Source organism: Achromobacter sp. NPDC058515, assembly GCF_042721735.1.
Taxonomy (GTDB): domain Bacteria; phylum Pseudomonadota; class Gammaproteobacteria; order Burkholderiales; family Burkholderiaceae_B; genus Achromobacter.
In genome coordinates this window covers 105,939-131,599 of the sequence record NZ_JBHXNI010000016.1, presented here as the reverse complement: position 1 = coordinate 131,599, position 25,661 = coordinate 105,939, and the positions used below count along the sequence as shown (strand labels likewise).

Annotated in this window: 21 protein-coding genes; 12 read left to right on the top strand and 9 right to left on the bottom strand. The window is 67.3% G+C overall.

Going from position 1 to position 25,661, the window contains the following annotated elements:
- Positions 1-24: 24 nt before the first annotated feature.
- The 3 genes from pbpC to clpS all read right to left on the bottom strand — a co-directional run bounded on the left by pbpC (position 25) and on the right by clpS (position 7,942).
- A complete protein-coding gene (gene pbpC / locus ACFWP0_RS24135; protein ID WP_377846387.1) occupies positions 25-2,244 on the bottom strand; it encodes a penicillin-binding protein 1C in 2,220 nt (739 codons plus the stop codon).
- Positions 2,241-7,466: an alpha-2-macroglobulin gene (locus ACFWP0_RS24130; RefSeq protein ID WP_377846385.1), complete on the bottom strand. Its 5,226-nt coding sequence runs from the start codon at positions 7,464-7,466 to the stop codon at positions 2,241-2,243. Before ACFWP0_RS24130 ends, pbpC begins: the two co-directional genes overlap by 4 nt.
- A 161-nt stretch (positions 7,467-7,627) precedes the next feature.
- Positions 7,628-7,942: an ATP-dependent Clp protease adapter ClpS gene (gene clpS, locus ACFWP0_RS24125; RefSeq protein ID WP_377846383.1), complete on the bottom strand. Its 315-nt coding sequence runs from the start codon at positions 7,940-7,942 to the stop codon at positions 7,628-7,630.
- Between the two features lie 226 nt (positions 7,943-8,168).
- Here clpS and ACFWP0_RS24120 point away from each other — a divergent pair, with 226 nt between their 5' ends.
- Complete coding sequence (locus ACFWP0_RS24120; protein WP_377846381.1) at positions 8,169-8,414, top strand: cold-shock protein; 246 nt, start codon at positions 8,169-8,171, stop codon at positions 8,412-8,414.
- Positions 8,415-8,507: 93 nt separating this feature from the next.
- Positions 8,508-9,026, top strand: coding sequence for a DUF192 domain-containing protein (locus ACFWP0_RS24115; protein WP_377846466.1), 519 nt, complete (start codon positions 8,508-8,510; stop codon positions 9,024-9,026).
- 99 nt (positions 9,027-9,125) lie between these two features.
- Here ACFWP0_RS24115 and pcaF read toward each other — a convergent pair whose 3' ends face one another.
- The 5 genes from pcaF to xseA form a co-directional block, all read right to left on the bottom strand.
- On the bottom strand, positions 9,126-10,331 hold the full coding sequence (gene pcaF / locus ACFWP0_RS24110) for a 3-oxoadipyl-CoA thiolase (RefSeq protein ID WP_377846379.1): 1,206 nt from the start codon (positions 10,329-10,331) through the stop codon (positions 9,126-9,128).
- A gap of 157 nt (positions 10,332-10,488) precedes the next feature.
- Positions 10,489-11,883, bottom strand: a complete 1,395-nt coding sequence (locus tag ACFWP0_RS24105) for a chloride channel protein (protein ID WP_377846377.1) — start codon at positions 11,881-11,883, stop codon at positions 10,489-10,491.
- A gap of 98 nt (positions 11,884-11,981) precedes the next feature.
- On the bottom strand, positions 11,982-13,676 hold the full coding sequence (locus tag ACFWP0_RS24100; protein ID WP_377846375.1) for a methyl-accepting chemotaxis protein: 1,695 nt from the start codon (positions 13,674-13,676) through the stop codon (positions 11,982-11,984).
- Between the two features lie 279 nt (positions 13,677-13,955).
- The gene (sodB, locus tag ACFWP0_RS24095; protein WP_346518911.1) at positions 13,956-14,534 is read right to left on the bottom strand and encodes a superoxide dismutase [Fe]; all 579 of its coding nucleotides are present in this window, start codon (positions 14,532-14,534) and stop codon (positions 13,956-13,958) included.
- Between the two features lie 120 nt (positions 14,535-14,654).
- Positions 14,655-16,022, bottom strand: a complete 1,368-nt coding sequence (gene xseA / locus ACFWP0_RS24090; RefSeq protein ID WP_377846373.1) for an exodeoxyribonuclease VII large subunit — start codon at positions 16,020-16,022, stop codon at positions 14,655-14,657.
- Positions 16,023-16,373: 351 nt separating this feature from the next.
- Between xseA and ACFWP0_RS24085 the strand changes: the two genes are divergently transcribed.
- From ACFWP0_RS24085 to rpsT, 10 genes are all read left to right on the top strand, one after another.
- Complete coding sequence (locus tag ACFWP0_RS24085) at positions 16,374-16,997, top strand: MotA/TolQ/ExbB proton channel family protein (RefSeq protein WP_377846371.1); 624 nt, start codon at positions 16,374-16,376, stop codon at positions 16,995-16,997.
- Complete coding sequence (locus ACFWP0_RS24080) at positions 16,994-17,407, top strand: ExbD/TolR family protein (RefSeq protein WP_377846369.1); 414 nt, start codon at positions 16,994-16,996, stop codon at positions 17,405-17,407. Before ACFWP0_RS24085 ends, ACFWP0_RS24080 begins: the two co-directional genes overlap by 4 nt.
- The gene (gene lpxK / locus ACFWP0_RS24075; RefSeq protein ID WP_377846367.1) at positions 17,404-18,450 is read left to right on the top strand and encodes a tetraacyldisaccharide 4'-kinase; all 1,047 of its coding nucleotides are present in this window, start codon (positions 17,404-17,406) and stop codon (positions 18,448-18,450) included. Before ACFWP0_RS24080 ends, lpxK begins: the two co-directional genes overlap by 4 nt.
- A gap of 151 nt (positions 18,451-18,601) precedes the next feature.
- Positions 18,602-18,784 (top strand): Trm112 family protein, encoded by a 183-nt coding sequence (locus ACFWP0_RS24070; RefSeq protein WP_377846365.1) that lies wholly within the window; start codon positions 18,602-18,604, stop codon positions 18,782-18,784.
- 10 nt (positions 18,785-18,794) lie between these two features.
- Positions 18,795-19,559 carry a 3-deoxy-manno-octulosonate cytidylyltransferase gene (kdsB, locus tag ACFWP0_RS24065; RefSeq protein WP_377846363.1) on the top strand — a complete coding sequence of 255 codons (765 nt, stop codon included), beginning with the start codon at positions 18,795-18,797 and terminating at the stop codon, positions 19,557-19,559.
- A 91-nt stretch (positions 19,560-19,650) separates the two neighbouring features.
- Complete coding sequence (adk, locus tag ACFWP0_RS24060; protein ID WP_377846361.1) at positions 19,651-20,307, top strand: adenylate kinase; 657 nt, start codon at positions 19,651-19,653, stop codon at positions 20,305-20,307.
- Positions 20,308-20,443: 136 nt separating this feature from the next.
- Entirely contained in the window at positions 20,444-21,202 is a 759-nt protein-coding gene (locus ACFWP0_RS24055; protein WP_377846359.1) for a 3-hydroxyacyl-CoA dehydrogenase, read from the top strand.
- A gap of 107 nt (positions 21,203-21,309) precedes the next feature.
- Entirely contained in the window at positions 21,310-22,869 is a 1,560-nt protein-coding gene (murJ, locus tag ACFWP0_RS24050; protein ID WP_377846357.1) for a murein biosynthesis integral membrane protein MurJ, read from the top strand.
- Positions 22,870-23,064: 195 nt separating this feature from the next.
- Positions 23,065-24,033, top strand: a complete 969-nt coding sequence (locus ACFWP0_RS24045; RefSeq protein WP_377846464.1) for a FecR family protein — start codon at positions 23,065-23,067, stop codon at positions 24,031-24,033.
- A 264-nt stretch (positions 24,034-24,297) separates the two neighbouring features.
- Positions 24,298-24,561, top strand: a complete 264-nt coding sequence (gene rpsT / locus ACFWP0_RS24040) for a 30S ribosomal protein S20 (protein ID WP_025135824.1) — start codon at positions 24,298-24,300, stop codon at positions 24,559-24,561.
- Between the two features lie 97 nt (positions 24,562-24,658).
- Here the strand turns inward: rpsT and ACFWP0_RS24035 are convergent, their stop codons facing one another.
- Positions 24,659-25,573 (bottom strand): LysR family transcriptional regulator, encoded by a 915-nt coding sequence (locus ACFWP0_RS24035; RefSeq protein ID WP_377846355.1) that lies wholly within the window; start codon positions 25,571-25,573, stop codon positions 24,659-24,661.
- Positions 25,574-25,661: the final 88 nt, after the last annotated feature.

Here is a 25,661-nt window from a genome sequence, read left to right as displayed (position 1 = left end):
TACACGATTCATATTCTATGCCGATCATGGCGTAACGCCAGCGATTTCAAAAACCACGCTATCGTGGCGGCCATGTGTATCCATGACGGTAAGCGTATACCGGCCGTCTTGCGCCAGCACTAAATTAAACGGATGACCCGCCGCGCCATGACTTGCAACACGGCCGTCGAGCATCCACCATACTTCGCCTTCTGCGCCTTGCACATCCACATCCAGCGCCACCTGCTGCCTGCCGGGCACGGGCCGCAGCACCGAGCCATTGGCCACGCCGCCCAGCCGCAACGGCCCCTTGGTGGCGTCGGCATAGCCGGCAAACGACGGCGGCGCCGTTTGATTCAGCGTCCATGCCGCGCGCTGCTCGGGACATTCTCCCGAGGGCACGCTGCCCAGCCTGTAGCCCAAGGGCCAGCACGTCACGACCGCCTGCACCGTTTCGGGCCTGACGCGGACCTGCTGAGCGCCTTCCGGCAACGCCGCCACAATATCCTGCAGTAGCGGCGCCGCGACATTCGCCCCGAAAAACCCCGGGTTCGGCGTGCCGTCCGGACGTCCGACCCAAACGCCGATCGTCCATCCGTCGGTCACTCCGACCGCCCAGGCGTCCCGGAATCCGAAACTGGTTCCGGTTTTCCAGGCCAGTTGCCGGGCCGGGCTGCCCGACTGGTAGAACGGCCGGTCCGGGTGCCCGCCGCCTTCCAGGATATCGCGAACGATCCAGGCCGCGCCAGGACTCATCATACGGGACTCGACCACCGGTTGCTCCGCCCTGAGGCGGGGCCGCCCGGAGACGCCGCCGCGGGCCAAGGCCCGGTAAGCGCCCACCAGTTCTTCCAATGTGGTGCCGCCCCCGCCCAAAATCAAGCTCAAATTTGGTTGCGCGCCGGCAGGCAAACGTAACTTCACGCCTCCCGCCAGCATAACCGAGGCAAAACTCACGGGACCGACGCGGTCCAGCAAGTCCACGGCGGGCACGTTCAGGGACCGCTGCAGGGCTTGCGCCACGCTGATCGGCCCGGCGAACGCCGCCTGGAAATTGCCCGGCGCATAGCCCCCGAACGACATGGGCGCGTCGATCAGCAGGCTTTCGGAGTGGATCAGCCCCTCGTCCAGCGCCTGGGCATACAGGAACGGCTTGAGCGTGGAGCCCGGCGAGCGCACGCCGCGCACCATATCCACGTGGGCATAGCGGGTATCGTCGGAAAAGTCCGCCGACCCCGCGTAGGCCTTGACCTCCAGCGTGTCGTTGTCCATCACCAGCACCGCCATCGACACTTTGGGCGGGAGGTTGTCGACCCGGTCCAGCAGCATGCGCTCCACGGCGGCCTGCATATCGGCGTCCAGGGTGGAGGTCACCAGCGGCGGCCGCTCTCCCGGGCGGCGCGCGGCGGACCGCCCGCCCGCTTCCTGCAACAGCCGTTGCGCGGCCAGCGGCGCCAGCCAGCGCGCCCGCAGCGGCGGCGCGATCACGGTTTCGATCTTGGCATCGGCCACCTCGGCCGGCGTCCAGCGGCCAAGCTCGGCCATGCGGTCCAGCACCTTGTCGCGCGCGGCCTGCGCGGCCTCGGGATGGCGGTCGGGGCGCAGGCGCGAGGGCGCCTGCGGCAAGGCGGTCAGCATGGCGGCCTCGGCCGGGCTGAGGTCGCGGGCCGGCTTGCCCAGCCACAGCCGCGAGCCCATCTCCACCCCTTCCACGATGCCGCCCATCGGGGCATGGGTCAGGTAGAGCGACAGGATCTCGTCCTTGCTGTAATGCATTTCCAGCTGCACAGCGCGCCAGGCCTGCCGCGCTTTCGCGGACATCGAGCGCGAGGGCTTGCCGGCCAGTTGCGGATCGATCAGCCGCGCGACCTGCATGGTCAGCGTGGATCCGCCCGACACGATCCGGCGGTTGGTGGCCCACTGCCAGCCCGCGCGCGCCAGCGCCACCGGGTTCACCCCGGGGTGCCAGTAGAACCAGCGGTCCTCGTACGTCAGCAGGGTTTCCAGGTAGCGTTCGGACACCTGGTCCGGCTTGACCGGGTAGCGCCAGATGCCATCGCGGCTGGGGTAGTTGCGCAAGGGCGTGCCGTCGGCGGCCACGACGACCGCCGCTCCGCCCGAATCGATGGGAGGCAGCGGATAGAGGCGGTCCAGCGCGAACAGCAACACGGCCAGCGCCGACAACGCGCTGGCCGCAAGGATTGCGCGCCGCCGCCAGCGGCGGACGCGCGCAGCGCCCGCCGCCGGGGTGGCGTCGGCGTTCAAGGACGCCTGGCGCCGCGATCGCGGATTTCGACCGTGCTCCATTGCTCACCCACGCCGCGGATTTCGGGGCGGTACATATCCTCGGCCATCGTCGACGGCACCGCGTAGCGGCCCGGCGTCACGACGCGCACCAGATAGAACACGTCCACCTTGCCGCGGCCCAGCGAAACCGCCGCCACGTAGCGGTCGTCGCGGAACTCGCGATGCTTGATGTTCGAATCGGACATGGCTTCGGCCACGCGGCGTCCGCCGATCGTCCATTCCTGCATCTCGGGGCTTTGCGACAGGTTCAGGTTCTCGACTTCAAACCCGGCCGGCACGCGGTCCACCAGCAGCCCGTCGGGGATGTTCTGGTTGGCGCTGGCCTGCACCCAGACCACCAGCATGTCGCCGGTCTGCAGCGTGCCGCCATCCCAGGGACGGCCGTCCGGACGGTACCAGCCGCGCTTGAGCTGGATGATGTCGTTGCGCGGCGCGGGCGTCGCGGTCGGGCTGCCCTGGATGTCGTATTCGACGAACAGGGACTGGCTGCCGGTGTTCAGCAGTTGCGCGCCCGCCAGTTCGGCCGCCGTCAGCGAGACGGTCTGGTCGCTCTTGCCGCCGGCGAGCGGCTTGCGCGCGCCGTTGACCGTGAGCGTGGCTTCCCACGGCGCGCCCTTGTCGCCGCCGGCCGCGCGCGCGGCCAGCAACAGCGCCATCTGCTCTTGCGTGGACAGATAGGCGCGGTTGCCCAGGCGGCCCGCCAGTTGCGTCAGCAAGGTCTCACTGCGCTCGTGGCGAAGCTCGTACTGGCTGAGCAGCGCATAGGACAGCGCGTAGTCGCGCACGCTGCTGCCGTAGTCGCCCATCCACTCGTCGTAGTAGGCGCTGCTCCGGTTGCCGGCATTGATGCCGTAGGCGCGCGTCATGGCCAGGTCGAGCGCCTGCTTCATGCGCCCTTCATCGCCCATCAGCTTGAACGCGGCGGCCAGCTGGACCAGCGGCAGCGGCGAACGCGCGCGCTCCTGGTAATTGTCAAAGAGCTGGCGCACGGTCGACAGGGGCGCCTTCTTGTCGCGCGCCAGCGCGAGCGCGGCGGTGGCCAGGCCGGCAAAGCGCCGATGGTCTTCGCGCAAGACATTGGCGTCGCCGCTGTCGATGCGGCCCGCTTCGACGTTGCGGCGCAGGTTGGCCGACCATGTGCCGAATCCGCCCGTGCTCTGCTGCACCTGCTCCAGCAGCCACTGTCGCGAACGGTCCAGCGACGCCTCCGGCACTTCAAAGCCCTTGTCGCGCGCATCCTGCATGAAGCCCACGGCATAGGCCGTCAGCCACACGTCGCGGGACGATGCGCCGCTCCACAGGTTGTAGGAACCCACCGAATTGCGCATGCCGGACAGGCGGCCGATGGCGCCCGCCACCTTGGCGGCGCGTTCCGCCTGGGTGCGCGGCTTCAGGCCGAACTGCTTGGCCGCGTCCTCGTCGAGCATCACCCACGGCATGGCCGCGCTGATGGTCTGCTCGGTGCATCCATAGGGATAGGTGAGCAGGCCTTCGACCAGGCGGTTGACGTTGAACGGCGGACGGTTCGAGACGGTCATGCTGACGGTCGTGGAATCCGGATAGTAGGATGCCACCCACGACGCCTGCGGCGCCTGGGACTCGCCCGGATTCAGGCGCAGGCGCCGCACCTGGCGCTCGGCCGCGTAGGCCGGCTGCACCTGCAGCACCGATTCGCGCACGATGTGCACGGGCTTGCCGCCGCCCTGCCCGTCCACGGTCAGGCGCATCAGGCCCAGGCCGTACGAGCCGGTGGTGGTCGCGTTAAAGCGCAGCGTCGTCCGTTGCTTGTCCTTCAGCGTAATGGTGCGCACGCCATCGATGATGGCCAGCGGATCCAGGGCCTCCAGCTTGATCGACACCTTCTGCTCGGCGCCGCTCAGGTTGGTCACGTCCAGCGCGATCGCGGCCTGGTCGCCCGGCGTGATGAAGCGCGGGGTGTTCAGCTCGGCCACGATGGGAGCGGCCACCACCATTTCGGTGTCGGCGCTGCCGTAGTTGTCGGGCGTGAAGGCCACGGCCATCAGGCGCAGCGTGCCGTTGAAGTCGGGCAGGTCCAGGGGGATGTCCGCCTCGCCCTGCGCGTTAAGCAGGACCGGGCCGGAGAACAGGTCGACCAGCTTGACCTTCTTCGGCAGGCTCTTGCTGTCGCCGCGCATCGCGGCGTCGCCGCCCCACTTCAGCTTGCCCTTGGTGCCGTCCATCTTCTCGATCAGCTTGCCGTACATGTCCAGCAATTCGGGCGCGTAGCGGTGCTTGCCGAAGAAGTAGTCCAGCGGATCGGGCGTGGCGTACTGGTTGATGTTCAGGATGCCCACGTCCACGGCGGACAAGGTCACCGTGGCCTGCTTGCCCTGGGCGCCGTCGACCTTGACGCGCACGGTCGTCTTGGTCTCGGGCACGACCTTGGGCGCGGCGGTCAGCTTGACGTCCAGCTTGCGGTCGGCGCTGGCGATCGGCAGGAAAGCCAGGCCCAGCGCGCGCGCCGGGGTCACGCGGTCGCCCTCGCTGCCGGGACGGAACACCGCCGCGGCAACGTACAGGTCGTGGCGCTTCCAGCTCTTGTCGATGGGGATCTCGACCTGCGTGCCCGTCGCCTTCACGGCCACCCAGGCGGACCACAGCATGCGGTCGCCTTCGACGGTGATCAGCGCCTGGCCGTCGTGCGGCGGCGTAAGCGTCAGCTTGACGCTGTCGCCCGGCTTGGCCGGCACGCCTTCCAGCTTCATCTGCACGCGGTCCGGACGATTGCCCATGGCGTCGGCGTCCTGCGCGTTCCAGCCCGCATAGAAGCGGTAGCGCATGGTCTGGCCCGTTTCCGGGTCCGCGATCTCGAGGCGGTAGCGGCCCCATTTGACCGGGACGGTCAGCTGGACGCGGTCATTCAGCGCGATCTCGCGCGAGTCCACCAGTTCCTCGGTTTCCGTGTAGCCGCTGTTCCAGCCGCGCTGGTCGTCAAACCGCCAGTAATACTGGCGCTCTTCGCGGAACAGGCGCATCTGGGCCTGGGCCAGCGGCTCGATCTTGCCTTCGGCATTCGCGCGGATCACTTCGAAACCGGCGGGCGCGCCTTCGCGGGCCACGTCGCTGTCGAATTGCGGACGCACGGCGATCAGCTTGGCGGCGGGCCAGACGCTGCGCTCGATGGAACGCACTACCGGGCGGCCGCCGGATTCCAGCAGGCTGGCCGACACCCGCACCTTCATGGGCGAATGCGTGCCTGCCGTGTTCGGGTTGACTTCCAGCTGCGCGTAACCCTTGTCGTCCAGCGCCGCCTCGGGCAGTTCGCCGAAGCTGCGGCGCGTGTCGTCGGCCACATCGCCAAAGATGAAGCCCGGCCACTGCTGGGCCAGCGCGTAACGGTCGCGCTTGACCTGGAACGTGGACAGGAGGCGGTTGCCCGCGGCGGGCGCGCCATAGAGATAGTCGCCCTGCACATCCACGGTCAGTTCATCGTCCGGCGACAGCACCTGCTGTTCGGACGTGAGCGCCATCTTCATGCGCTCGGGCAGGAATTCCTCGACCTGGAACTTCCAGGACGCGTCGGGCGCGCGCGATGCGGGATCGACGCGCAACTCGAGCAGCCACGAACCGGTCTGCGCGTCCAGCGGCAGATCGATCGCGCGCTCGACGTAGCCCGGCAGGTCCTTTTTGGGTTGCCAGAGCGTGGTCTGCACGGTGCGCCCATCGGGACGCTTGAGCGTGGCGGTCAGGGGCGACGGCGCCAGCACGCGTCCGTCCAGGTCGCGCGGCAGCACCGAGACCGTGAAGGTCTCGCCGGGGCGGTACAGATTGCGGCCGGCGTAGACGAACAGGTTGTTGGGGCGCGACGCATGCCCGCCCGTGTCGAACTCGGACAGGTCCAGAGCCGGCTCGGCCAGCGCCAGCACCGTCATTTCCTTGTCGCGCGAGGCGCGGATGACGCGCGCGTTGGCGAAACTGCCGTCGAAGCGGACATGGCCCTGCGCGTCGGCGGCGGCCTTGGCCAGCGATTTGCCGGCGCCGTCCACCAGTTCGAACACGGCGCCCGATATCGCCTGGCCGCTCTTTAGCGACACGGAATAGGCTTCGATGCGGTCGCTGTAGCGGCGCGCGTGCAGGCCGATGTCGCTGACATAGAAGTATGTCACCTGATATTCATAGCGGAAGCGGCCGGGCTGGCTCATGACCGCGATATAGATGCCGGGCTCTTGCAGTTCCTTGACGCCTTCAACGGGCAGGAACGTGACATGGCGACGGTTGGGCTTGTCGTCGGTGACGAAGCGGCCCTGATAGACGCTGGTCGTCAGCGAGTTCAGGCGGTCCAGGTCCCAGTTGCTGACCGAGCCCTTCAGGCTGCGGTTGTCGGAATAGCGCCAGCCGTCGTCTTCGTCGTAGCGGCCGCCGTCCTCGTCGTCGGACGCGGCGCTCGTGTTGCGGCCGATGCCCAGGACGGTTTCAAACAGCTCGGGCACGCGCTCGGGGGCCACGCGCAGGAATTGCACGTCCACCTCGGGCACGTTCACCGTGGCCACGGGCAGACCGCCATTCTGTCCGGCCGGCAGCACCACGCCGCGGCTGGCGAAATAGAAGGACGGCGGCATGGCCTGCGTGTTCACTTCGCAATGCGAGCCCTCGGCCAGCTTGACCTTGTCGCCCGCGCCGGGCAGGCCTGCGCGCACCGTGATGGCGTACTTGCGCTGCGGGGAAACATAGGGGAAATACACCATGCGCGGGTTTTCGCCCACGACCCAGCTGCCCTTGACGATCTTGCCCTTGGGCGCGGAATCGCCCGGCTTCACCGAGGCGGGCTGGTCGCCCGCCGACGCGGCGGATTCGCTGTCGTCGTCGACCTTGCCCGACGTGGCGCCGGTGTCTGTCACCTGCAGGAAGCTGTCCAGGTTGGCCTTGGCGTCCACGGGCTGGGTGAACGTGACGGACAGCGCCAGCGCGTCGTTGTATTGGCGCGGCTGGCAGGTCAGCGCGGCAAAGGGATCGGCCGCGCCGACCACCGCGCTGGCGGGCAACGCCGGGGCGCCGCCTGTCGCTTGCGGGGCCGTGGGGGCCGCGGTTTGGGAAGATGGCGCGGGGGCCGGGCTTGCCGCCTGCCGGTCCTTGCCCATCCACCAGCCTATGCCGATGGCGCCCGCCAACACCGCAACACTGGCAACCGCCAGCCAGGTCTTGCTGATCTTTCCACTCACGGCCAACCTCCCCGCCTACTCGAATGCAACACTCCTTAGCGGCGGAGCTGCCGACCCAACATGCGCCGCACGCTTCTCGGTACGCGGCTGTTCACACTAGAGCCCTGAACGCAATGGACAGCACAACGCCGCCATTGCTGGCGGCGCTTTCATTGTTGGTATCAAACCGGTTCCATCACGCACTGAAGCGGGTGCTGGCGCGCCCGCGCATACTGCCCGACCTGGGCAATGCGTGTCGCGGCCAGGTCGCGCGGATATACCCCGCACACGCCGCGTCCTTCGTGATGCACCTGCAACATGATCCGTGTCGCCTCTTCCTGATTCTTATTGAAGAACTTCTGCAGCACTTTCACGACGAACTCCATTGGCGTGTAGTCGTCATTGAGCAACAACACCTGGTACATCGGAGGCGGCGCGGTGCGAGCCGATGCCTTCTCGACGACCAAATCATGCTGGGTATCCAAGGTAGAACTCATAGGGCGGGTATTCTATTTAAACTGGGGACGGCAACCACTCAACTTACTGAAAATTACACGCAGAAATACGTAGTATCCATACTTGACGCAACGAAGAAAAGCGGCGCATTATCCACGCATTCTGGGGTTTTCAATTCATCGAAAATCTGCCAGGAAGCCGGAGGGGGGACAGGGGTCTAGACCACAATGCCCTTCTGTCAACATACGATTCAATGAGGCAGGCCGCATGTCAGATTCGACCGCAACCGCCGTCCAAGGGGACAATCCCAAATCGACGGGCACCGTCAAATGGTTCAACGATGCAAAGGGGTTTGGCTTCATTACGCCCGACGACGGCGGTGAAGATCTGTTCGCCCACTTCTCGTCCATCCAGATGAATGGTTTTAAAACCCTGAAAGAAGGCCAGAAAGTAGCCTTCGAGATTATCCAGGGGCCTAAAGGCAAGCAGGCGCTGAATATCACGGCTGCCTGAGTTACCCTTTAAGGCGCAACGGTAAGGTTGCGCCATTATCCAGGCGGGGCTTTCGGGCCCCGCCTTGTTATTTTCTTATTACTGCGCCGGGCCATGCTGAAGAATGCCGTTTTGTTTCCCGTTGATCATACGTTGTTCAAAACAGCGTTCTCGTTCTTTAAAGCCGCAACGCTGAAAGCCGCAGCCCTGGCATTGGCCGCCGCGGCCGTCGCCCTGCCCGCCGCCGCGCAGGCGCAGACAGGCCCGCAAGCCCCGCTGCCCACCACGCAACTGTCGGCCGGCATCCATATTATCCGCGCAGAAGTCGCCAACACGGAAGCCACCCGCCGCGACGGCCTGATGTTCCGTAAGGAGCTCGCGGGCAACGACGGCATGCTGTTCGTTTTCGAACAGCCGGACGTGCAGTGCTTCTGGATGCGCAATACGCTCCTGCCGCTCTCGATTGCCTTTATCGCCGACGACGGCACGATCGTCAACATCGACGACATGGCGCCGCAGACCGAAGACCCGCATTGCGCCAAGAAGCCAGTGCGCTACGCCCTGGAAATGGCCCAGGGCTGGTTCGAGCAGCATGGCATCAAGGCGGGCAAGAAGCTGGACGGCTTGCCCTGAACGGCGCGCCGGGGCCCAGCGCCCTGCCGCGAATGCAAAAAGGGAGCCCCGCGGGGCTCCCTTTTCATTCCCGCCCCGGCTTGGCGGCGGGAACGGCGCTCAGACGCGCTCGATGATCAGCGCGATGCCCTGGCCGACGCCGATGCACATCGTGCAAAGCGCATAGCGGCCGCCGGTGCGGTGCAGCTGGTTGATCGCGGTGGTGGCCAGGCGCGCGCCGCTGGCGCCCAACGGGTGGCCCAGGGCGATCGCGCCACCGTTGGGGTTCACGCGCGGGTCATTGTCGGCAATGCCCAGCTGGCGCAGCACGGCCAGGCCCTGGGCGGCAAACGCTTCGTTCAGCTCGATCACGTCCATCTGGTCCAGCGTCAGGCCGGTCTGGGCCAGCACCTTCAGCGTGGCGGGCGCCGGGCCGATGCCCATGATGCGCGGCGCAACGCCGGCGGTCGCCATGCCCACGACGCGCGCACGCGGGGTCAGGCCGTGGCGGGCAGCGGCCTTTTCGTCGGCCAGCAGCAGCGCGGCGGCGCCGTCGTTCACGCCCGACGCGTTGCCGGCCGTGACGCTGCCGCCTTCGCGGACCACGCCCTTGAGCTTGGCCAGCGATTCCAGCGTGGTTTCACGCGGGTGCTCGTCCTTGGAAACGATGACGGGGTCGCCCTTTTTCTGGGCAATCGAGACCGGCACGATCTCGGCGTCGAAGAAGCCTTCCTTCTGGGCGCGGGCCGTCTTTTGCTGGCTGGCCAAGGCGAACAGGTCCTGGTCGGCGCGGCTGATGTTGAAATCGTCGGCGACGTTCTCGGCCGTTTCGGGCATCGAGTCCACGCCGTACTGCGCCTTCATCAGCTTGTTGATGAAGCGCCAGCCGATCGTGGTGTCATAGATGGCGGCGCTACGCGAGAAAGCGCTGTCGGCCTTGCCCATGACGAAGGGCGCGCGGCTCATGCTTTCCACGCCGCCCGCCAGCATCAGGCCGGCTTCGCCGGCGCGGATGGCGCGCGCGGCGCCGCCGATGGCGTCCAGCCCCGAACCGCACAGGCGGTTGACCGTGGCGCCGGGCACTTCGATGGGCAGGCCGGCCAGCAGCGTGGCCATGCGGGCCACGTTGCGGTTGTCTTCACCGGCCTGGTTCGCGCAGCCCATGATGGCGTCGTCCAGTTCTTCCCAGCGCACGCCGGGGTTGCGCGCCACCAGGGCCTTGATGGCTACGGCAGCCAGATCGTCGGGGCGCACGGAAGCCAGCGCGCCGCCGTAGCGGCCGAAGGGAGTGCGGATCGCATCACAAATAAAGGCATTCACGGTCATGAGAAGCTCGGAGTGAAGTGAGGAAAAACGGGATCGATCGATGTTAACGCAGCGCTTTCGCGCCAAGTTGGTGCATGGTCAGGATGTCCGCAGCACGGACAGTGTCCAATGGCTGTTCACTTGAGCGCGCGCGCCCATGGGGCAATGATGCACGATTTCAGGGCGCTGCGGGTTTGGCGGCCCGCCCCGCGTCCACGACGGCCTGCCGGCGAAAGCGCCCCGCCGCCAGATGATAGAAGGGCTGCGGGCAGAATTGGCGCGACACGCCGGAAGCCAGCAGCGACCCCACCAGCAGCCAGAACAGCATGGGCTGGCTGCCCGTCATTTCCATCACCACGACGCTGGCGGTCAGCGGCGCCTGCGTGGCCGCGGCCAGGAAGGCGGCCATCGACACCAGGACGAGCACGCGCTGGTCGACGCCCTCGCCCGCCAGTTGCCAGATGTGATGGCCGATGCCCGCGCCGGTGGTCAGCGCCGGCGTGAAGATGCCGCCGGGAATGCCCGCCCAATACGACGCGACGGTGGCCGCCAGCTTGGCCAGCCCGAAGCCGGCCGGCACCGATTCCTTGCCGTTGAGCAGATCCGCCGCCGCCGCATAGCCGGTTCCATAGACGCTGCCGGCGGTGCACAGGCCGATGACGGCCAGCGCCAGCCCCATGATGAAGGCGGTCCAGATGGGATGGGCGCGTATCCAGGCGCGCCAGGACAGCGGCGCCGCGCCCGCCGGGCCCTTGCCCAGCAAGCGGGCGAAGATGCCGCCCAGCGCGCCGTTGAGCGCGCCGCAGATCACGATCCACATCAGCATGTTCTGGGCGAGCGGCGCGCCGCCGAACGTCCCGAAGTAGGGATTGTTGCCCATCACCGCCACCACCAGGAAGCCCGCGGCCAGCACGCCGATCAGCACCAGCCGCTGCCAGCGCAGCACGGTGCCCCGTCCCAGTTCCTCGATGGCGAAGATGACGCCCGCCAGCGGCGCATTGAAGGCGGCCGCCAGGCCGCCCGCGGCGCCGGCGGCGATCAGTTCATTGGCATGGAAGCCCCGCAGCTGCACGCCGCGCCGCTTCCAGAATTCGCCCCAGGACAGCATGAGGGCCGCCCCGACCTGCACCGACGGCCCCTCCCGGCCGATCGAGGCGCCGGCCAGCATGCCGAAGAATGCGAGCGGAATCTTCCACAGCGTCTGCCCCAGCGACACCAGGCTCTTCTGGCTGGGGCCGGGCGGCAGGGAAAGGGCGCCGATGACTTGGGGAATGCCGCTGCCGGCCGCATTGGGCGCATAGCGCAGGGTCAGCCAGCGCAAGGCGGCCAGGCTGAGCGGCGTCACCAGCAGCGCCAGCCAGCCGTTGTAGGCCACCCACTGGCGGTTCCAGTCCAGCGCCTTGTCGGCCAGATAGGTAAAGCCCAGCGACATCAGGGCCACGAGGGCGGCGCCCCCAAGCAGCAGTCCGAACTGCATGCTCTTGCGCGACAGGCGATTGATCTGGCGCACCTTGCGGCGCGATAGCCGGCGCGTGCGGGCAATGATCCGGCGTAAGGGGTCGGGCAGGCTCATGGTCGGCGCGAAGGCGGCGGGAGGTGGCTAACCATACCACTCCCGCCTCGCCCGCAGCCTGAACCGCGGTCATCGCGCCGCCGCCCCGAAGGCGCCGGTCAGAACGCCGACCAGTCGTCTTCCGACGCGCGCGCCAGGGCGGGCCGCGCCGCTACCGGCCGCGCGGCGGATGCCGCCGGCTTGCGCGGGGCCTGCATCAGCCGGGCCTGGGCTTCCTGCGCGGAGCCGCCGCCCGCGTCGACCTTGAAGCGGCGCACTTCCTGCGCCAGGCGGCCGGCCTGCTCCTGCATGCTGGCGGCAGCGGCGGCCGCCTCTTCCACCAGCGCGGCATTCTGCTGGGTCACCGCATCCATCTGCGCCACGGCCTGGTTCACCTGGCCGATGCCGGACGACTGCTCTTCCGAAGCGCTGGCGATCTCGCGCACCAGCGTTGCGACCTGGCGCACGCTGTCCACCACTTCGCGCATCGTGCGGCCGGCTTCGTCCACCTGCCGCGTGCCGCCTTCGACGCGCGTGACGGATTCGTCGATCAAGGCCTTGATTTCCTTGGCGGCGACCGCCGAGCGCTGCGCCAAGGTGCGCACCTCGCCCGCGACGACGGCAAAGCCGCGGCCCTGTTCGCCCGCGCGCGCCGCTTCCACGGCGGCGTTGAGCGCCAGGATGTTGGTCTGGAAGGCGATGCCGTCGATCACGCCCGTGATATCGGCGATGCGGCGCGAACTGTCGGAGATCGCGCTCATGGTCTGGACCACGCCTTCGACCACCTCGCCGCCGCGGACGGCGACGCTGGACGCCTGGCTGACCAGACGGTCGGCCTCGCTGGCGTTGCTGGCGTTCTGCTGCACGGTGCTGGTCAGCTCTTCCATCGACGCCGCGGTCTCTTCCAGCGACGAGGCCTGCTCTTCGGTGCGCTGCGACAGGTCGGAGTTGCCCTGGGCAATCTGCGAGGATGCCGAGGCTATGCTCTCGCAACCGTCGCGCACGTCCTTGACGATGCGGGCCAGGCTTTCGTTCATGGCCTTCAGCGCGCCCATCAGGTCGCCGGTTTCATCGCGCGTGGCGACCCGGATATCCGTGGTGAGGTCGCCCGCGGCCACCTGGCGGGCGGCCTTGACCGCCTGGTCCAGCGGACGCACGATGCCGCGCGTGACGAGCCACCCCAGCAGCATGCCGATGGCCACGCCCGCCACCGCCAGGGTGATCATGACTGCCCGCACCGTGCCGTACAGGTCCGTGCCTTCCTGCACGGTCTGCGCCGCCGTCTTCTCCTTGCCCACCGCCAGGCTCGTCATCAGGCTGTCGAGCTTCTCGGACGTGGTGATCACGCGCTTCTCGATCTCGGCCACGCGTGGATCGCTCTGCGTCAAGGCTTGCGACCGCGCCGCGTCGAAGAACGCCGCCGACTCGCGCTTCCAGATCGCCTCGGTTTCGGCGAACTGCGCCAGCAAGCGCTTGCCCTCTTCCGCGTAGAAGTTCGCGCTGGCCTTTTCGCGCAGCGCGTCCATGGTCTTGACGGCGTCATCGAACTGCTTGCGCAGCGCCTGGCGCTCCTGGTCCGTGGACGCGGCCAGGTAGCCGCTGCGCGCGCGGCCCGCGTAGATTAGATTGATGTTGGCCTCTTTCATGTCCGAGATGCCGCGCAGCTCGGTGTCGTAAAGCCGGTCGTTCATGTCATTGATGCGGGCCAGCCCCCAGACGCCAAAGGCCCCGATCGCTCCTCCTATCACCGCCACCAGCAGAAACGCGCCCGTCAGACGAGCGCCAATGCGCAACCCCGAAAATAACCGCAACATGCTTCCCTTCCCTGTAATTACCCCGGTTTATGGCGGGCATGCCGCAGTCGTGGGCCCCGTGGTTCAGTCGCAGACCGGTGGCAACGATAGCGGGCGGATTTCCTAGGGATAACCCTGAAAAAAAGGGTGTTTATTCGTCACTTCGCGGCAATGAAATCGACAATCGACAGGGTTTTGAAACGCTGTTTTTCCGCGCAAAAAGAAAAACCCCTCGCGTGTGCGAGGGGTTCTTGTCAGGGGCAGCGGCGCTGGCGCCGCGTGCTCGCCTGCGCTTGCCGGTCAGGCAAAGTTCTTGGCGGCGAATTCCCAGTTCACCAGTGCCCAGAAGTTTTCCAGGTACTTGGGACGGGCATTGCGGTAGTCGATGTAGTAGGCGTGTTCCCAGACATCACAGGTGAGCAGCGGCGTGTCGGCCGTCGTCAGCGGGGTGGCGGCGTTGCTGGTGTTGACGATGTCGACCGTGCCGTCGGTCTTCTTGACCAGCCAGGTCCAGCCCGAACCGAAGTTGCCGGCTGCCGACTTGTTGAACGCTTCCTTGAAAGCGTCGAAGCTGCCCCACTTGGCATTGATGGCGTCAGCCAGCTTGCCCGAGGGTGCGCCGCCAGCCTTGGGGGCCAGGCTGTTCCAGTAGAACGTGTGGTTCCAGATCTGGGCGGCGTTGTTGAAAATGCCACCCGAGGACTTCTTCACGATGTCTTCCAGCGACAGCGTTTCGAATTCCGTACCCGGGATCAGGTTGTTCAGGTTCGTGACGTAGGTCTGATGGTGCTTGCCGTAGTGGAACTCCAGCGTTTCCTTGGAGATATGCGGAGCCAGCGCGTCCAGTTCGTAAGGCAGGGGGGGAAGAGTATGTGCCATGTGATGGTTCCTTCTGTTGAGTGCACGATCAAGCCGTTCAATTGTATCGGCAACTAATGAGGATACCGCGTTAACCCCGCGTCCGCGCGGGGTTAACGGACACATGCGACGCAGTTCACATCAGGTGGCGTCGCGCGTCTTGCGAGTCTGCTGGACCTGGACCTGGGCGCCGCCCTGCGCAAAGCTCAGGTCCAGCGCCTGCCCGGCGGACAGGCCGCCGGCATCGCGCACGATGCGGCCTTCGGCATCGCGGGCAATCGCATATCCGCGCGCCAGCGTATTGCCCGGATCCAGCGCGCGCAGTTGCCCGGTGGCGGCAGCCAGGCGGTTGCGGCCCTGGACGAGCAGGCGCGCATGGGCCAGGCCCAATTGCCGCACGGCGCCGGCCAGGCGGTCGGCGGCGCGGCCCGTATCCGGGACGCGATGCGTCAGCCGCTGGGCAAGCAGGTTGACGCGCGCGGTGCGGCGGCCTTGCGGCGCGGACCAGGCCGAAGCCAGGCGGAAGCGCAGACTGTTCAGCCGTTCGCGCTGGTGCTCCAGGCGCTGGGCCGGGGACACCAGTTGCGCGGCCGCCCGGTCCAGGCGCTGGGCCGCGCGCTCCAGCCTGCGCTGCTGGCCGCGCGCCATCGACTGGGCGGCCTGCATGACCCGGCCCAGCAATTCGGAGCGCGGCGCGCAGGCCAGCTCGGCCGCGGCCGTCGGCGTGGGCGCCCGCACATCGGACACGAAGTCCACGATCGTGAAATCGGTCTCGTGCCCGACGCCGCTGATGACCGGAATCTCGCTGGCCGCCACCTGGCGGGCCAGATCCTCGTCATTGAAGCTCCAGAGGTCTTCGATGCTGCCGCCGCCGCGCACGAGCAGCAGCGTGTCCACCTCGGCGCGCTGGTTGGCCATCCGCACCTGCGCGGCCAGCCTGGCGGCCGCGTCCGCGCCCTGCACCGGCGCCGGATAGATGATGACCGGCACCTGGGGCGCGCGGCGGGCCAGCGCCGACAGGACGTCGCGCAGCGCGGCGGCGTGCAGGGAGGTGACCACGCCGATCGCGCGCGGCAGGCGGACGGGGTCGCGCTTGCGGGCCGGATCGAACAGGCCTTCGGACGCCAGTTGCTCTTTCAGCCGCAGGAAGGCCTCATAGAGGTTGCCCAGGCCGGCGCGGCGCATGGCGTCGGCCTGCAGTTGGTAGTCGCCGCGGGGCTCGTACAGGGAAACCCGGGCCCGGATTTCCACCTGGTCGCCCGCCCTGGGCACGAAACCCACCGCGCTGGCGCGGCCGCGGAACATGACAGCCCGCACGGAGGCGCGGCTGTCCTTGAGCGTGAAGTACCAATGCCCGGAAGCCGCCTGCGTGAAATTGGAAATCTCTCCGCGCACCCATAACGCCGGGATGCTGCGCTCCAACAACTGCCCCACGGCTTGGTTCAGCTGGGCAACCGTCAGGATATCCCGCGTAAACGCGTTGTTTGTGACTGCAAATTCAATTGTCATGAGGCTTTCCGATGCATACCTGTCCACAGGGCATACGTAGCGGGGCGCCATGATACCGCGTCCCCAGGAAATTGCAGCAACTGCCCAGACAGCCAGCATTCTCGGTGCAAGCAGTTGATTTTTATGGCGTTTTTACATCAATTACGGTGCGCGAAATTGAAGCAAACAAGCGCGCGCCCTGTGTCCATAAGCGTTCCGGCGAAGTTTTGCACAGAATTATCCACAGATTCTGTGGATAGTTTCGGGATCGTCCCGCCTTGCCACAAGTCCGCCGCACCGTTACAGTTTCGGCTTGTTCAGACGCCAACGCGCGCCGCCCGGCGCGCCCCGGCTCCCCAGGAGTTGAACGCTTTGCTTTCCATTTTGCGCGAGGCCGGCTGGCCGATCTGGCCCCTGCTGGCGACATCCGTGCTGGGCTTGGCGCTGATCTTCGAGCGCTTCCTTTCCCTGCGCCGAAGCCTGATCCTGCCACGCGGCCTGAACGACCAGGTCGTGGAGATGCTGCGCAACCATCAGGACACCCCCGAATCGATCCACCGGCTGGAACGCAACTCGCCGCTGGGGCGGGTGCTGGCCGAGGTGATGCGCCATCGCCACCTGCCCCGCGAAGAGCTGCGCAACGTGGTCGAGGACGCCGGCCGGGTAGTCGCGCATGACCTCAGCCGCTACATCTCCGCCATCGGCACCATCGCCGTCGTCGCGCCGCTGATGGGCCTGTTCGGCACCGTCGTCGGCATGATCGAGATCTTCGGCTCCTATACGCCCGGCGGCGGCGACCCGGCCCAGCTGGCGCGCGGCATCTCGATGGCCCTGTACAACACCGGCTTCGGCATCCTCATCGCCATTCCCGCCATGATCGCGCACCGCTACCTGCGCGGCCGCGTGGACGGCTACCTCAGCGCCATGGAGCAGGCCGCCTCGCGCCTGATCCGCGCCATCTCCCCCACGTCCGGCGCGCGCGAGGGCCGTTCATGAATTTCCGAGGCTCCCGGGGCGAGCGCGACGAGCTGGACATCAACCTGATCCCGCTCATCGACGTCCTGCTGGTCATCCTGATCTTCCTGGCGGCAACCACGTCGTTCGCGCGGTTCACCCAGCTGAAGGTGACGCTGCCCGAGGCTTCCACCCAGCAGGACACGCCCCCGGCGCTGGAAGTGGCCGTGAGCCAGGACGGACGCTTTGCGCTCAACGGCACGCTCATCGACGTCTCCACGCCGCCCGAGATCGCCGACGTCCTGCGCCAGGCCGCCGCCGGCAAGACCGAACCGCTGGTCATCATCAATGCCGACGCGCAGGCCACCCACCAGTCCGTGATCAACGTCATGGAAGCGGCCCGGCTGGCCGGCATCGGCCGCGTCAATTTCGCCGCCCAGACCGCCCGGTGACCGACAAACGCGCTTCGCCATCGCTGCTGGCACGCCAATGGCAGCACGGCGGCTGGCTCTCCACTGCATTGCGTCCCCTGTCCGCGCTGACCGCGTGGGCGGTGGCGCGCAAGCGCGCGCAGTATCTGGCCGGCAGCAAGGCCGCCTACCGGGCGCCCGTGCCCGTGGTCGTGATCGGCAACGTCTACGTAGGCGGCACCGGCAAGACGCCCATGGTGATCGCCACCGTCGAAGGCCTGCGCGCGCGCGGGTTCACGCCGGGCGTGGTCAGCCGCGGCTATGGCGTCAAGGTCGGTCCGCATGCCCGCGTCGGGCTGGGCTCGCTGGAAGCGGCCCGGTTCGGCGATGAGCCCGCGCTGATCGCGCGCGCCACCGGCGCGCCCGTGTCCATCCACCCGAAGCGCGCCCTGGCCGCGCAGGCCCTGCTGCGGGCGCATCCCAAGGTGGACGTGATCGTGTCCGACGACGGCCTGCAGCACCTGGCGCTGGCCCGCGACATCGAAATCGTCGTGCAGGACGAGCGCGGCGTCGGCAACGGCCGCCTGCTGCCCGCCGGGCCGCTGCGCGAACCGGCCAGCCGGCTGCGCGACGTGGACGCGGTGGTGACCAATATCGGCACGCCCGCCGGCACGCCGGACGCCGCCGGCGCGGGCGGCCGCCCGCGCCAGGTCCGCATGTGGCTGGAACCGGGAGACGCCAGGCAGGTCGAGGGCCGCGCCACCCGCCCCCTGCCCGCCTTCGCCGGGCTGCCGCGCATCGCGGCGGCGGCCGGCATCGGCAACCCCGAACGGTTTTTCACGACCCTGCGCGCCGCCGGCATCACGCTGGAAACCACCCTGGCGCTGCCGGACCACCACGATTACGCCGTGACGCCGTTCCAGACGCTGAAGGCGGACACGATCCTGGTCACGTCCAAGGACGCCATCAAATGCGCCGCGCTGGACGACCCGCGCTTGTGGGAAGTGCCGGTGCGGGCCGGCTTCTCGGACCCGCAGCTGTTCGACTGGCTGGCGCAGGCGCTGCGCCGCCCCGCGCGGTCCTAGAAAAACGCCGGCTTGGCCGCGCCACTTGATTCAAAACATATCAGCAACCTACAAACGAAGATAAAGCGGACGCCCCGGACAAGGCGCGGACGCGATTTCTCCGCCCTCCGGCGGGTCCTGTCCCAGCGGAAACTGTTTTAGAATCCCGGTCATGGAATCCCGCCTTCTCGACATCCTCGTCTGCCCCTTGTGCAAGGGCCGCCTCGAACACGACCGGCAGCAAGCCGAACTGGTCTGCCGCGCCGACCGCCTGGCTTTCCCCCTGCGCGACGGCATTCCCGTCATGCTGGAATCGGAAGCCCGCGTGCTGGACGACACCCCCGCTTCCCACTGAACGCCGCATCGTGAGCTTCATCGCCATCATCCCGGCGCGCACCGCCTCGACCCGCCTGCCCGACAAGCCGCTCGCCGACATCGCGGGCAAGCCCATGGTCGTGCGCACCGCCGAGCGCGCCGCCCTGTCCGGCGCCTCGCAGCTCTATGTCGCCACCGACGACGTCCGCGTCCAGCAGGCGGTCCAGGCGCATGGCCTGCGGGCGCTCATGACGCGCGGCGACCACCCCACCGGCACCGACAGGCTGGCTGAAGCGGTTGAACAACTGGGCCTGCCCGATGACGCCATCGTGGTGAACGTCCAGGGCGACGAACCCCTGATCGAGCCCGAACTCATCGACGCGGTGGCGGCCAAGCTGCGGGCCTGCCCCGAGGCCGACATCGCCACCTGCGCCTGCCCCCTGGCCGACGCCGAGGCGCTGTTCAATCCCAACGTCGTGAAGCTGGTCTGCGCCGCGGACGACCGCGCGCTGTACTTTTCGCGCGCGCCCATCCCCTGGGCCCGCGACGCGCTGGCGTCCGGCGAACGCGTGCTGGCCGACGGCCTGCCCGCCTGGCATCACATCGGCCTGTACGCCTATCGCGCGTCGTTCCTGCGCCGCTACCCGACCCTGCCGCAAGGCGTGCTGGAACGGTTCGAATCGCTGGAGCAGCTGCGCGCCATGGAACATGGCCACGCTATCGTCGTCCACCGGGCGTCCAGCGCTCCTGCCGCGGGTGTCGATACCCCGGCGGACCTGGAACGCGTCCGCTTGATCTACAGCAAACAGATATAAGGGTTATTTCCCATGGCGCAGCCCCGCATTGGCTGCTGCGTTGCGGCATAATCCCCCGGATCACAAAAAATAAACCCCATCAGGAGCACTCATGCGTCTCATCTTGCTCGGACCCCCCGGCGCCGGCAAAGGCACCCAGGCCGCGTTTCTAACGCAGCACTTTGGCATTCCCCAGATCTCCACCGGCGACATGCTGCGCGCCGCCGTGAAGGCGGGCACCCCTCTGGGTCTTGAAGCCAAAAAGGTTATGGACGCCGGCGGTCTGGTTTCCGACGAGATCATCATCGGCCTGGTGCAAGACCGCCTGAAGCAGCCCGACTGCGCCAGCGGCTACCTGTTCGACGGCTTCCCCCGCACCATCCCGCAAGCCGACGCGTTAAAGAGCGCCGGCGTCAAGCTGGACTACGTGGTGGAAATCGAAGTTCCCGAAGAAGACATCATCGAACGCATGAGCGGACGCCGCGTGCACCAGCCCAGCGGCCGCAGCTACCACGTGCGCTTCAACCCGCCCAAGGCGCAAGGCAAGGACGACGTCACCGGCGAAGACCTGATCCAGCGCGACGACGACCGCGAGGAAACCGTGCGCCACCGCCTGTCCGTCTACCGCGAGCAGACCCGCCCCCTGGTCGATTACTACTCGACCTGGGCGCAGCAGGACGCCGGACTGGCCCCGAAGTACCGCAAGATTTCGGGCGTGGGCGCCGTCGACGAAATCAAGTCGCGCCTGTTCGAGGCCGTCAAGAGCTGATCTGGCGCCTCGATGGCCCAAAGGCCTTCGGCGCCGGCCGGACGCAATGCGTTCCGGCTCCGGCCCGAAGGCCTTGTCGCATTCGGCGCCCCGCCGCGCCGCTTCCCTTCCCTTGAACTGATCTGGTGGTAGATACATGGAAATCGCGAACAAGGTATTCATCGTTACGGGCGGCGCGTCCGGCCTGGGTGCAGGCACCGTGCGCATGCTGGTGGAGAACGGCGCCAAGGTCGTCATCGCCGACGTGCAGGACGCCCCGGGCGAAGCCCTGGCCAAGGAACTGGGCCAGCGCTACGTGCATTGCGACGTGACGCAGGAAGCCGACGGCAAGAACGCCGTGGCCGCCGCCGGCGAGCTCGGCAAGCTGTTTGGCCTGATCAACTGCGCGGGCGTCGCGCCCGCAGCCAAGATCGTGGGCAAGAACGGCGCGCATCCGCTGGACCTGTTCCAGAAGGTCGTGTCGATCAACCTGATCGGCAGCTTCAACATGATGCGCCTGGCCGCCGAGGCCATGAGCGCCAACGCCCCCGAGCCCACCGGCGAGCGCGGCGTGATGATCAACACGGCCTCGGTTGCCGCATTCGACGGCCAGATCGGCCAGGCGGCCTACGCCGCGTCGAAGGCAGGCGTCGCCGGCATGACGCTGCCCATCGCGCGCGACCTGGCCAAGACCGGCATCCGCTGCATGACCATCGCCCCGGGCATCTTCGGCACGCCGATGATCTTCGGCATGCCGCAGGAAGTGCAGGACTCGCTGGCCGCCAGCATCCCCTTCCCCGCCCGCCTGGGCCGTCCGGAAGACTACGCCAAGCTGGTCCAGAGCATCATCACCAACGACATGCTCAACGGCGAGACCATCCGCCTGGACGGCGCCATCCGCATGCCCCCGAAGTGATGTAGTACAAAGGCAGGCCCACGATGTGGGCCTGCCTTTCTGGTTGACGCCAACTCGCTCCAAGCAGTCGCACCGGGCCGGCCCGCACCTTTTTCAGTAGTCCATCCATGAGCCTGTTTCGTTCGGCGGCCACGGTCAGCAGCTTTACCTTGCTGTCCCGCATTTCCGGCCTGATCCGCGACATCCTGGTGGCCCGCGCCTTTGGCGCCGGCCCCATCACCGACGCCTTCTGGGTCGCTTTCCGCATCCCCAACCTGTTGCGCCGCCTGTTCGCCGAAGGCGCTTTCGCGCAGGCGTTCGTGCCCATCCTGGGCGCGGCGCGCAACAACCGCAGCGAAGAAGAGGTCCGCACCCTGCTGGACCGCGTGGCCCTGCTGCTGACCGCGGCGCTGATGCTGATCACGCTGATCGGCATCGCCGCGGCGCCGTGGGTGGTGTCCGCCATGGCCAGCGGCCTGCGCGGCGCGGCCCGCGATACCGAATTCGGCGCCGCCGTCTGGATGACGCGGATGATGTTCCCCTACATCTTCTGCATGTCACTGATTGCCTTCGCCTCGGGCGTGCTCAATACCTGGCGCCGCTTTGCCGTGCCCGCCTTCACGCCGGTGCTGCTCAACCTCTCGATGATCGCCGCCTGCATCTGGCTTGCGCCGCGCATGGACGTGCCGGTCTATGCGCTGGCCGTCGGCGTCATGATCGGCGGGGTCGCGCAGCTGGCCGTGCAATGGACGGCCTTGGCGCGGCTGGGCCTGACTCCGCGCTTTTCCTTGCGCTTTCGCCAGGCCTGGGCCGACCCCACCGTCCAGCGCATCCTCAAGCAAATGGCGCCCGCCACGCTGGGCGTGTCCGTGGCGCAGATCTCGCTGCTGATCAACACCAACATCGCCACCTGGCTGACCCCGGGCAGCGTGACCTGGCTGTCGTTCGCCGACCGCCTGATGGAATTCCCCACGGCGCTGCTGGGCGTGGCCCTGGGCACGGTCCTGCTGCCCAGCCTGTCCGCGGCCCACGCGCGCGACGACCACGGCGGCTACAGCGCGCTGCTGGACTGGGGCCTGCGGCTGGTGCTGCTGCTGGGCCTGCCCGCCGCGGTGGGGATGGCGCTGCTGTCCGACGGCCTGGTCGCCACCCTGTTCCACTACGGCGCCTTTGCCGCCCAGGACGTGCTGCAGACCCGGCTGGCTGTTATTTCGTATTCCGCCGGCCTGATCGGCCTGCTTGCGGTGAAGATCCTTGCCCCCGGCTTCTATGCCAAGCAGGACATCCGCACGCCCGTGAAGATCGCCATCGGCGTGCTGATCCTGACGCAACTCCTCAACCTGGCGCTGGTGCCCGTGATGGCGCATGCCGGACTGGCTTTGGCCATCGGCCTGGGCGCCTGCCTGAACGCGCTGGCGCTGCTGATCGGCCTGCGCCGCAGAGGCCTCTACCAGCCCGGCGCCGGCTGGGCCGTGTTCACGCTGCGCCTGCTGCCCGCCCTGGCGGGGCTGGCGGCCCTGCTCTGGTATGCGGACGGACGAATCGACTGGCTTGCGCTGCAAGCCCACCCCGGCCAGAGGGCCGCCCTGCTGGCCGGCGTATTGGCCGCCAGCGGCGTGGTCTACTTCGGAATGTTGTTACTATTTGGATTCCGTCCGAGGGACTTCGGACGACGCCCGACGCGGTAATTTCGGCTGTTCAGACTACATTCCCGTCCAAAAGCCGGCCTTTATGCCGGCTTTTTGCACTAATTTCGTCAATAATTGACAAGCGGACCGTAATCTTTAGTAAAAAACCTTTATTATTTAAAAATTGCCATTAAACGGATCCCCGCCAGGCCACGGCTGCGGGGAGATGAAGTGAAGTACGCCCAAGGACAACCCATGGCGGACCAGGTGATCAATTGGTTGCTATTGCTGCGCTCGGGTAAAGCCACTGCGCAGGACTACAACGACTTCCTGGCGTGGCGCGCGGCTGACCCTGTCCATGAAAATGCCTGGCAGCAGCTGACGGGCTCGCTGGCGGGGTCGACGTTCGGCCGGCTCGGCGACGCCTACCCGGCGGGATATCCCGCCGGCAGCACCGCCACGCAACCCCTGATCCCGCCTCCGCCGCCGGCCATCGCGCCCCCGCGCCGCCGCTTTCTGGCAGGCTCGCTCGCGCTCGCCGGTACGGGCGCCTTTGCCGCCTACGTCGGCAACGCCTTCTACCCCCTGAACAACGTAGCCGCCGACGCCGCCACGGCAACGGGCGAGCGCCGCCGCTATGTGCTGTCCGACGGCAGCCAGCTGTTGCTGGACGCCCGCAGCCGCGTCAACCTGGACTTCACCCCGGCCTATCGCCAGGTCCGCCTGCTCGACGGCGCGGTCACGGTATCGGTCGCGCCCGACGCGCGCCGTCCATTCCTGGTCCAGACCGCCCAAGGCACGGTGCGCGCCCTGGGCACACGCTACATGGTGCGCCAGCAGGCCCAGCGCACCGTGGTGGTGGTGCACGAACACGAAGTCGAGGTCGAAACCATGGCCGGGGCCCACGGCACCATCCGCGCCGGCACCGGCGCCCGTTTCGACAATGCCCGCATGGACACCCCGCGCGCCGAGCTGATGGCCGAAGCGGCCTGGGAAGCCGGCTGGGTGGATGCCCGGGGCCGTCCGCTGGCCGAGGTGATCGCCGCGCTGCGTCCCTACCGCAGCGGCACGCTGCGCGTGTCGATGGCTGCCGGCGGCTTGCCCGTGTCGGGCCACTTCCCGCTCGACGATACCGACGCGGCGCTGGACAGCCTGCAGGACCTGATGCCCATCCACGTCCGCCGCTTCACCCCGTGGTTCGTTTCGATCAACGTCGCCACCTGACAACGCCGACGCCCGGGGCTGTGTCCCAGGGCCGCTTCCGTTGTATACTCGTTACGGTGTTTTTATCCAGTAGGCGCCGCGGGTTTTCCTCAAGGCTTTTCATGAGGACCATCCGCACGGGTTCTCCAGCCCGGGGATTCCTCCCATCAGCGCCCCCCGCCCGGTTGACGGGCGCTCCATCGGTTGAAGCGACATTAAAAGCTTGCAATCCCTTAGGGACTTGCTACAATGTTCGACTTTGCCGAATTCAACTTATATAGCAACATGGCCAATACCGCCCAAGCCCGCAAGCGCGCTCGCCAATCCGTTGAGCGCAACAAGCACAATTCCAGCCTGCGCTCGATGCTGCGCACCGCCATCAAGCGCGTTCGCCAATCCATCGCCGCTGGCGACAAGGCTGCGGCTGGCGACGTGTTCCAGAAGGCCTCCAGCGTGATCGATCGCGTGGCTGACAAGAACATCATCCACAAGAACAAGGCCGCTCGTCACAAGAGCCGCCTGGCTGCCGCCATCAAGGCGCTGGCCTAAGATTCTGCCGCCCCTGCTTTTTGGGGCGTCATGAATACGGCAAATGAAGAAGGATGCCCCCGGGCATCCTTTTTTGTTGCCTGCGCGAAACGCACGCTTATCCCTTGCGGGACGCCAGCCTGCTTTCGATGGCGCTTCCCGCCTCGCGCAGCGACACCGCGAAAGCGTCCACCAGCGGATTGCCGGGGCGATGCTCCGGAAACACCATATTGACGCGAAACGGGAACGAGCGCGTCAACGGGCGGATATGCAATCCGCGCCCGGCGAAATCCAGCGCGGTCAGCGGATTGACGATGGCCAGGCCAAGGCCCTGCCGCACGAACGTGCAGACGGACACGGCGGTCGGGGTTTCGACGATGGAGCGCCGCAGCACTCCCGCCTCGCCAAACGCCTCGTCGATCTGGATGCGGTAAGGGTCGCTAGAAGACAGGCTGACAAAAGCCTGCCCCTCGAAGTCGGACAGCGCGATGGCCCGCCGCGCCAGCAGCGGATGGCCGTCGGGCAGCACGCAGACCTCATCCACTTGCAGCAGCAGCTCGACCCGCGTGCCGGCCGGCGCCGTGTCGTGCTCGGTCAGGCCGAGGTCATAGCGCTGCGCGGTCAGCCATTCCTCCAGCAAGGGCGATTCCTGCGTTTCCACCGACAGGCTTACGCCCGGGTGCCGGCCGTGAAACCGCAGGAAGGCGTCGGGCAGGATGGAATGGGAAAACGCCGGCAAGGCGATCACCGACAACTGGCCGCCCCGGAACGCCCGCAGGCGCGCCGCGGCGGAAGCCACCCGCTCCAGGCCGGCGTAGGACTGCCGGACCTCTTCGAACAGCGCCAGCGCCGGCATGGTGGGCCGCAAGCGCCCCGCCAGCCGCTCGAACAGCGCAAAGCCTATGGACTGCTCCATGCGGGCGAGCTCCCGGCTTACCGTGGGTTGCGACGTGCTGAGCAGGTCCGCCGCCTTGGTCACGCTGCCGGCAATCATCACCGCCCGGAAAACCTCGACATGCCGATGCGTCAGCATCGCCCACCCCATATCAGAAATGAATCGACCTTTGACATCAAAGCATTTTACTGGATGACCAGAGACGGGCATCATGCCGCCTTCGCTT

Bases quoted from the DNA above. Each gene is read 5' to 3' on its own strand.
- ACFWP0_RS24070 (WP_377846365.1), top strand. From the start codon at position 18,602: ATGGAATCCCGCCTTCTCGACATCCTCGTCTGCCCCTTGTGCAAGGGC.
- ACFWP0_RS24115 (WP_377846466.1), top strand. From the start codon at position 8,508: ATGCTGAAGAATGCCGTTTTGTTTCCCGTTGATCATACGTTGTTCAAA.
- ACFWP0_RS24100 (WP_377846375.1), bottom strand. From the start codon at position 13,676: ATGTTGCGGTTATTTTCGGGGTTGCGCATTGGCGCTCGTCTGACGGGC.
- murJ (WP_377846357.1), top strand. From the start codon at position 21,310: ATGAGCCTGTTTCGTTCGGCGGCCACGGTCAGCAGCTTTACCTTGCTG.
- ACFWP0_RS24120 (WP_377846381.1), top strand. From the start codon at position 8,169: ATGTCAGATTCGACCGCAACCGCCGTCCAAGGGGACAATCCCAAATCG.
- ACFWP0_RS24055 (WP_377846359.1), top strand. From the start codon at position 20,444: ATGGAAATCGCGAACAAGGTATTCATCGTTACGGGCGGCGCGTCCGGC.
- ACFWP0_RS24045 (WP_377846464.1), top strand. From the start codon at position 23,065: ATGGCGGACCAGGTGATCAATTGGTTGCTATTGCTGCGCTCGGGTAAA.
- ACFWP0_RS24080 (WP_377846369.1), top strand. From the start codon at position 16,994: ATGAATTTCCGAGGCTCCCGGGGCGAGCGCGACGAGCTGGACATCAAC.
- rpsT (WP_025135824.1), top strand. From the start codon at position 24,298: ATGGCCAATACCGCCCAAGCCCGCAAGCGCGCTCGCCAATCCGTTGAG.
- clpS (WP_377846383.1), bottom strand. From the start codon at position 7,942: ATGAGTTCTACCTTGGATACCCAGCATGATTTGGTCGTCGAGAAGGCA.
- pcaF (WP_377846379.1), bottom strand. From the start codon at position 10,331: ATGACCGTGAATGCCTTTATTTGTGATGCGATCCGCACTCCCTTCGGC.
- xseA (WP_377846373.1), bottom strand. From the start codon at position 16,022: ATGACAATTGAATTTGCAGTCACAAACAACGCGTTTACGCGGGATATC.
- ACFWP0_RS24035 (WP_377846355.1), bottom strand. From the start codon at position 25,573: ATGCTGACGCATCGGCATGTCGAGGTTTTCCGGGCGGTGATGATTGCC.
- sodB (WP_346518911.1), bottom strand. From the start codon at position 14,534: ATGGCACATACTCTTCCCCCCCTGCCTTACGAACTGGACGCGCTGGCT.
- adk (WP_377846361.1), top strand. From the start codon at position 19,651: ATGCGTCTCATCTTGCTCGGACCCCCCGGCGCCGGCAAAGGCACCCAG.
- ACFWP0_RS24105 (WP_377846377.1), bottom strand. From the start codon at position 11,883: ATGAGCCTGCCCGACCCCTTACGCCGGATCATTGCCCGCACGCGCCGG.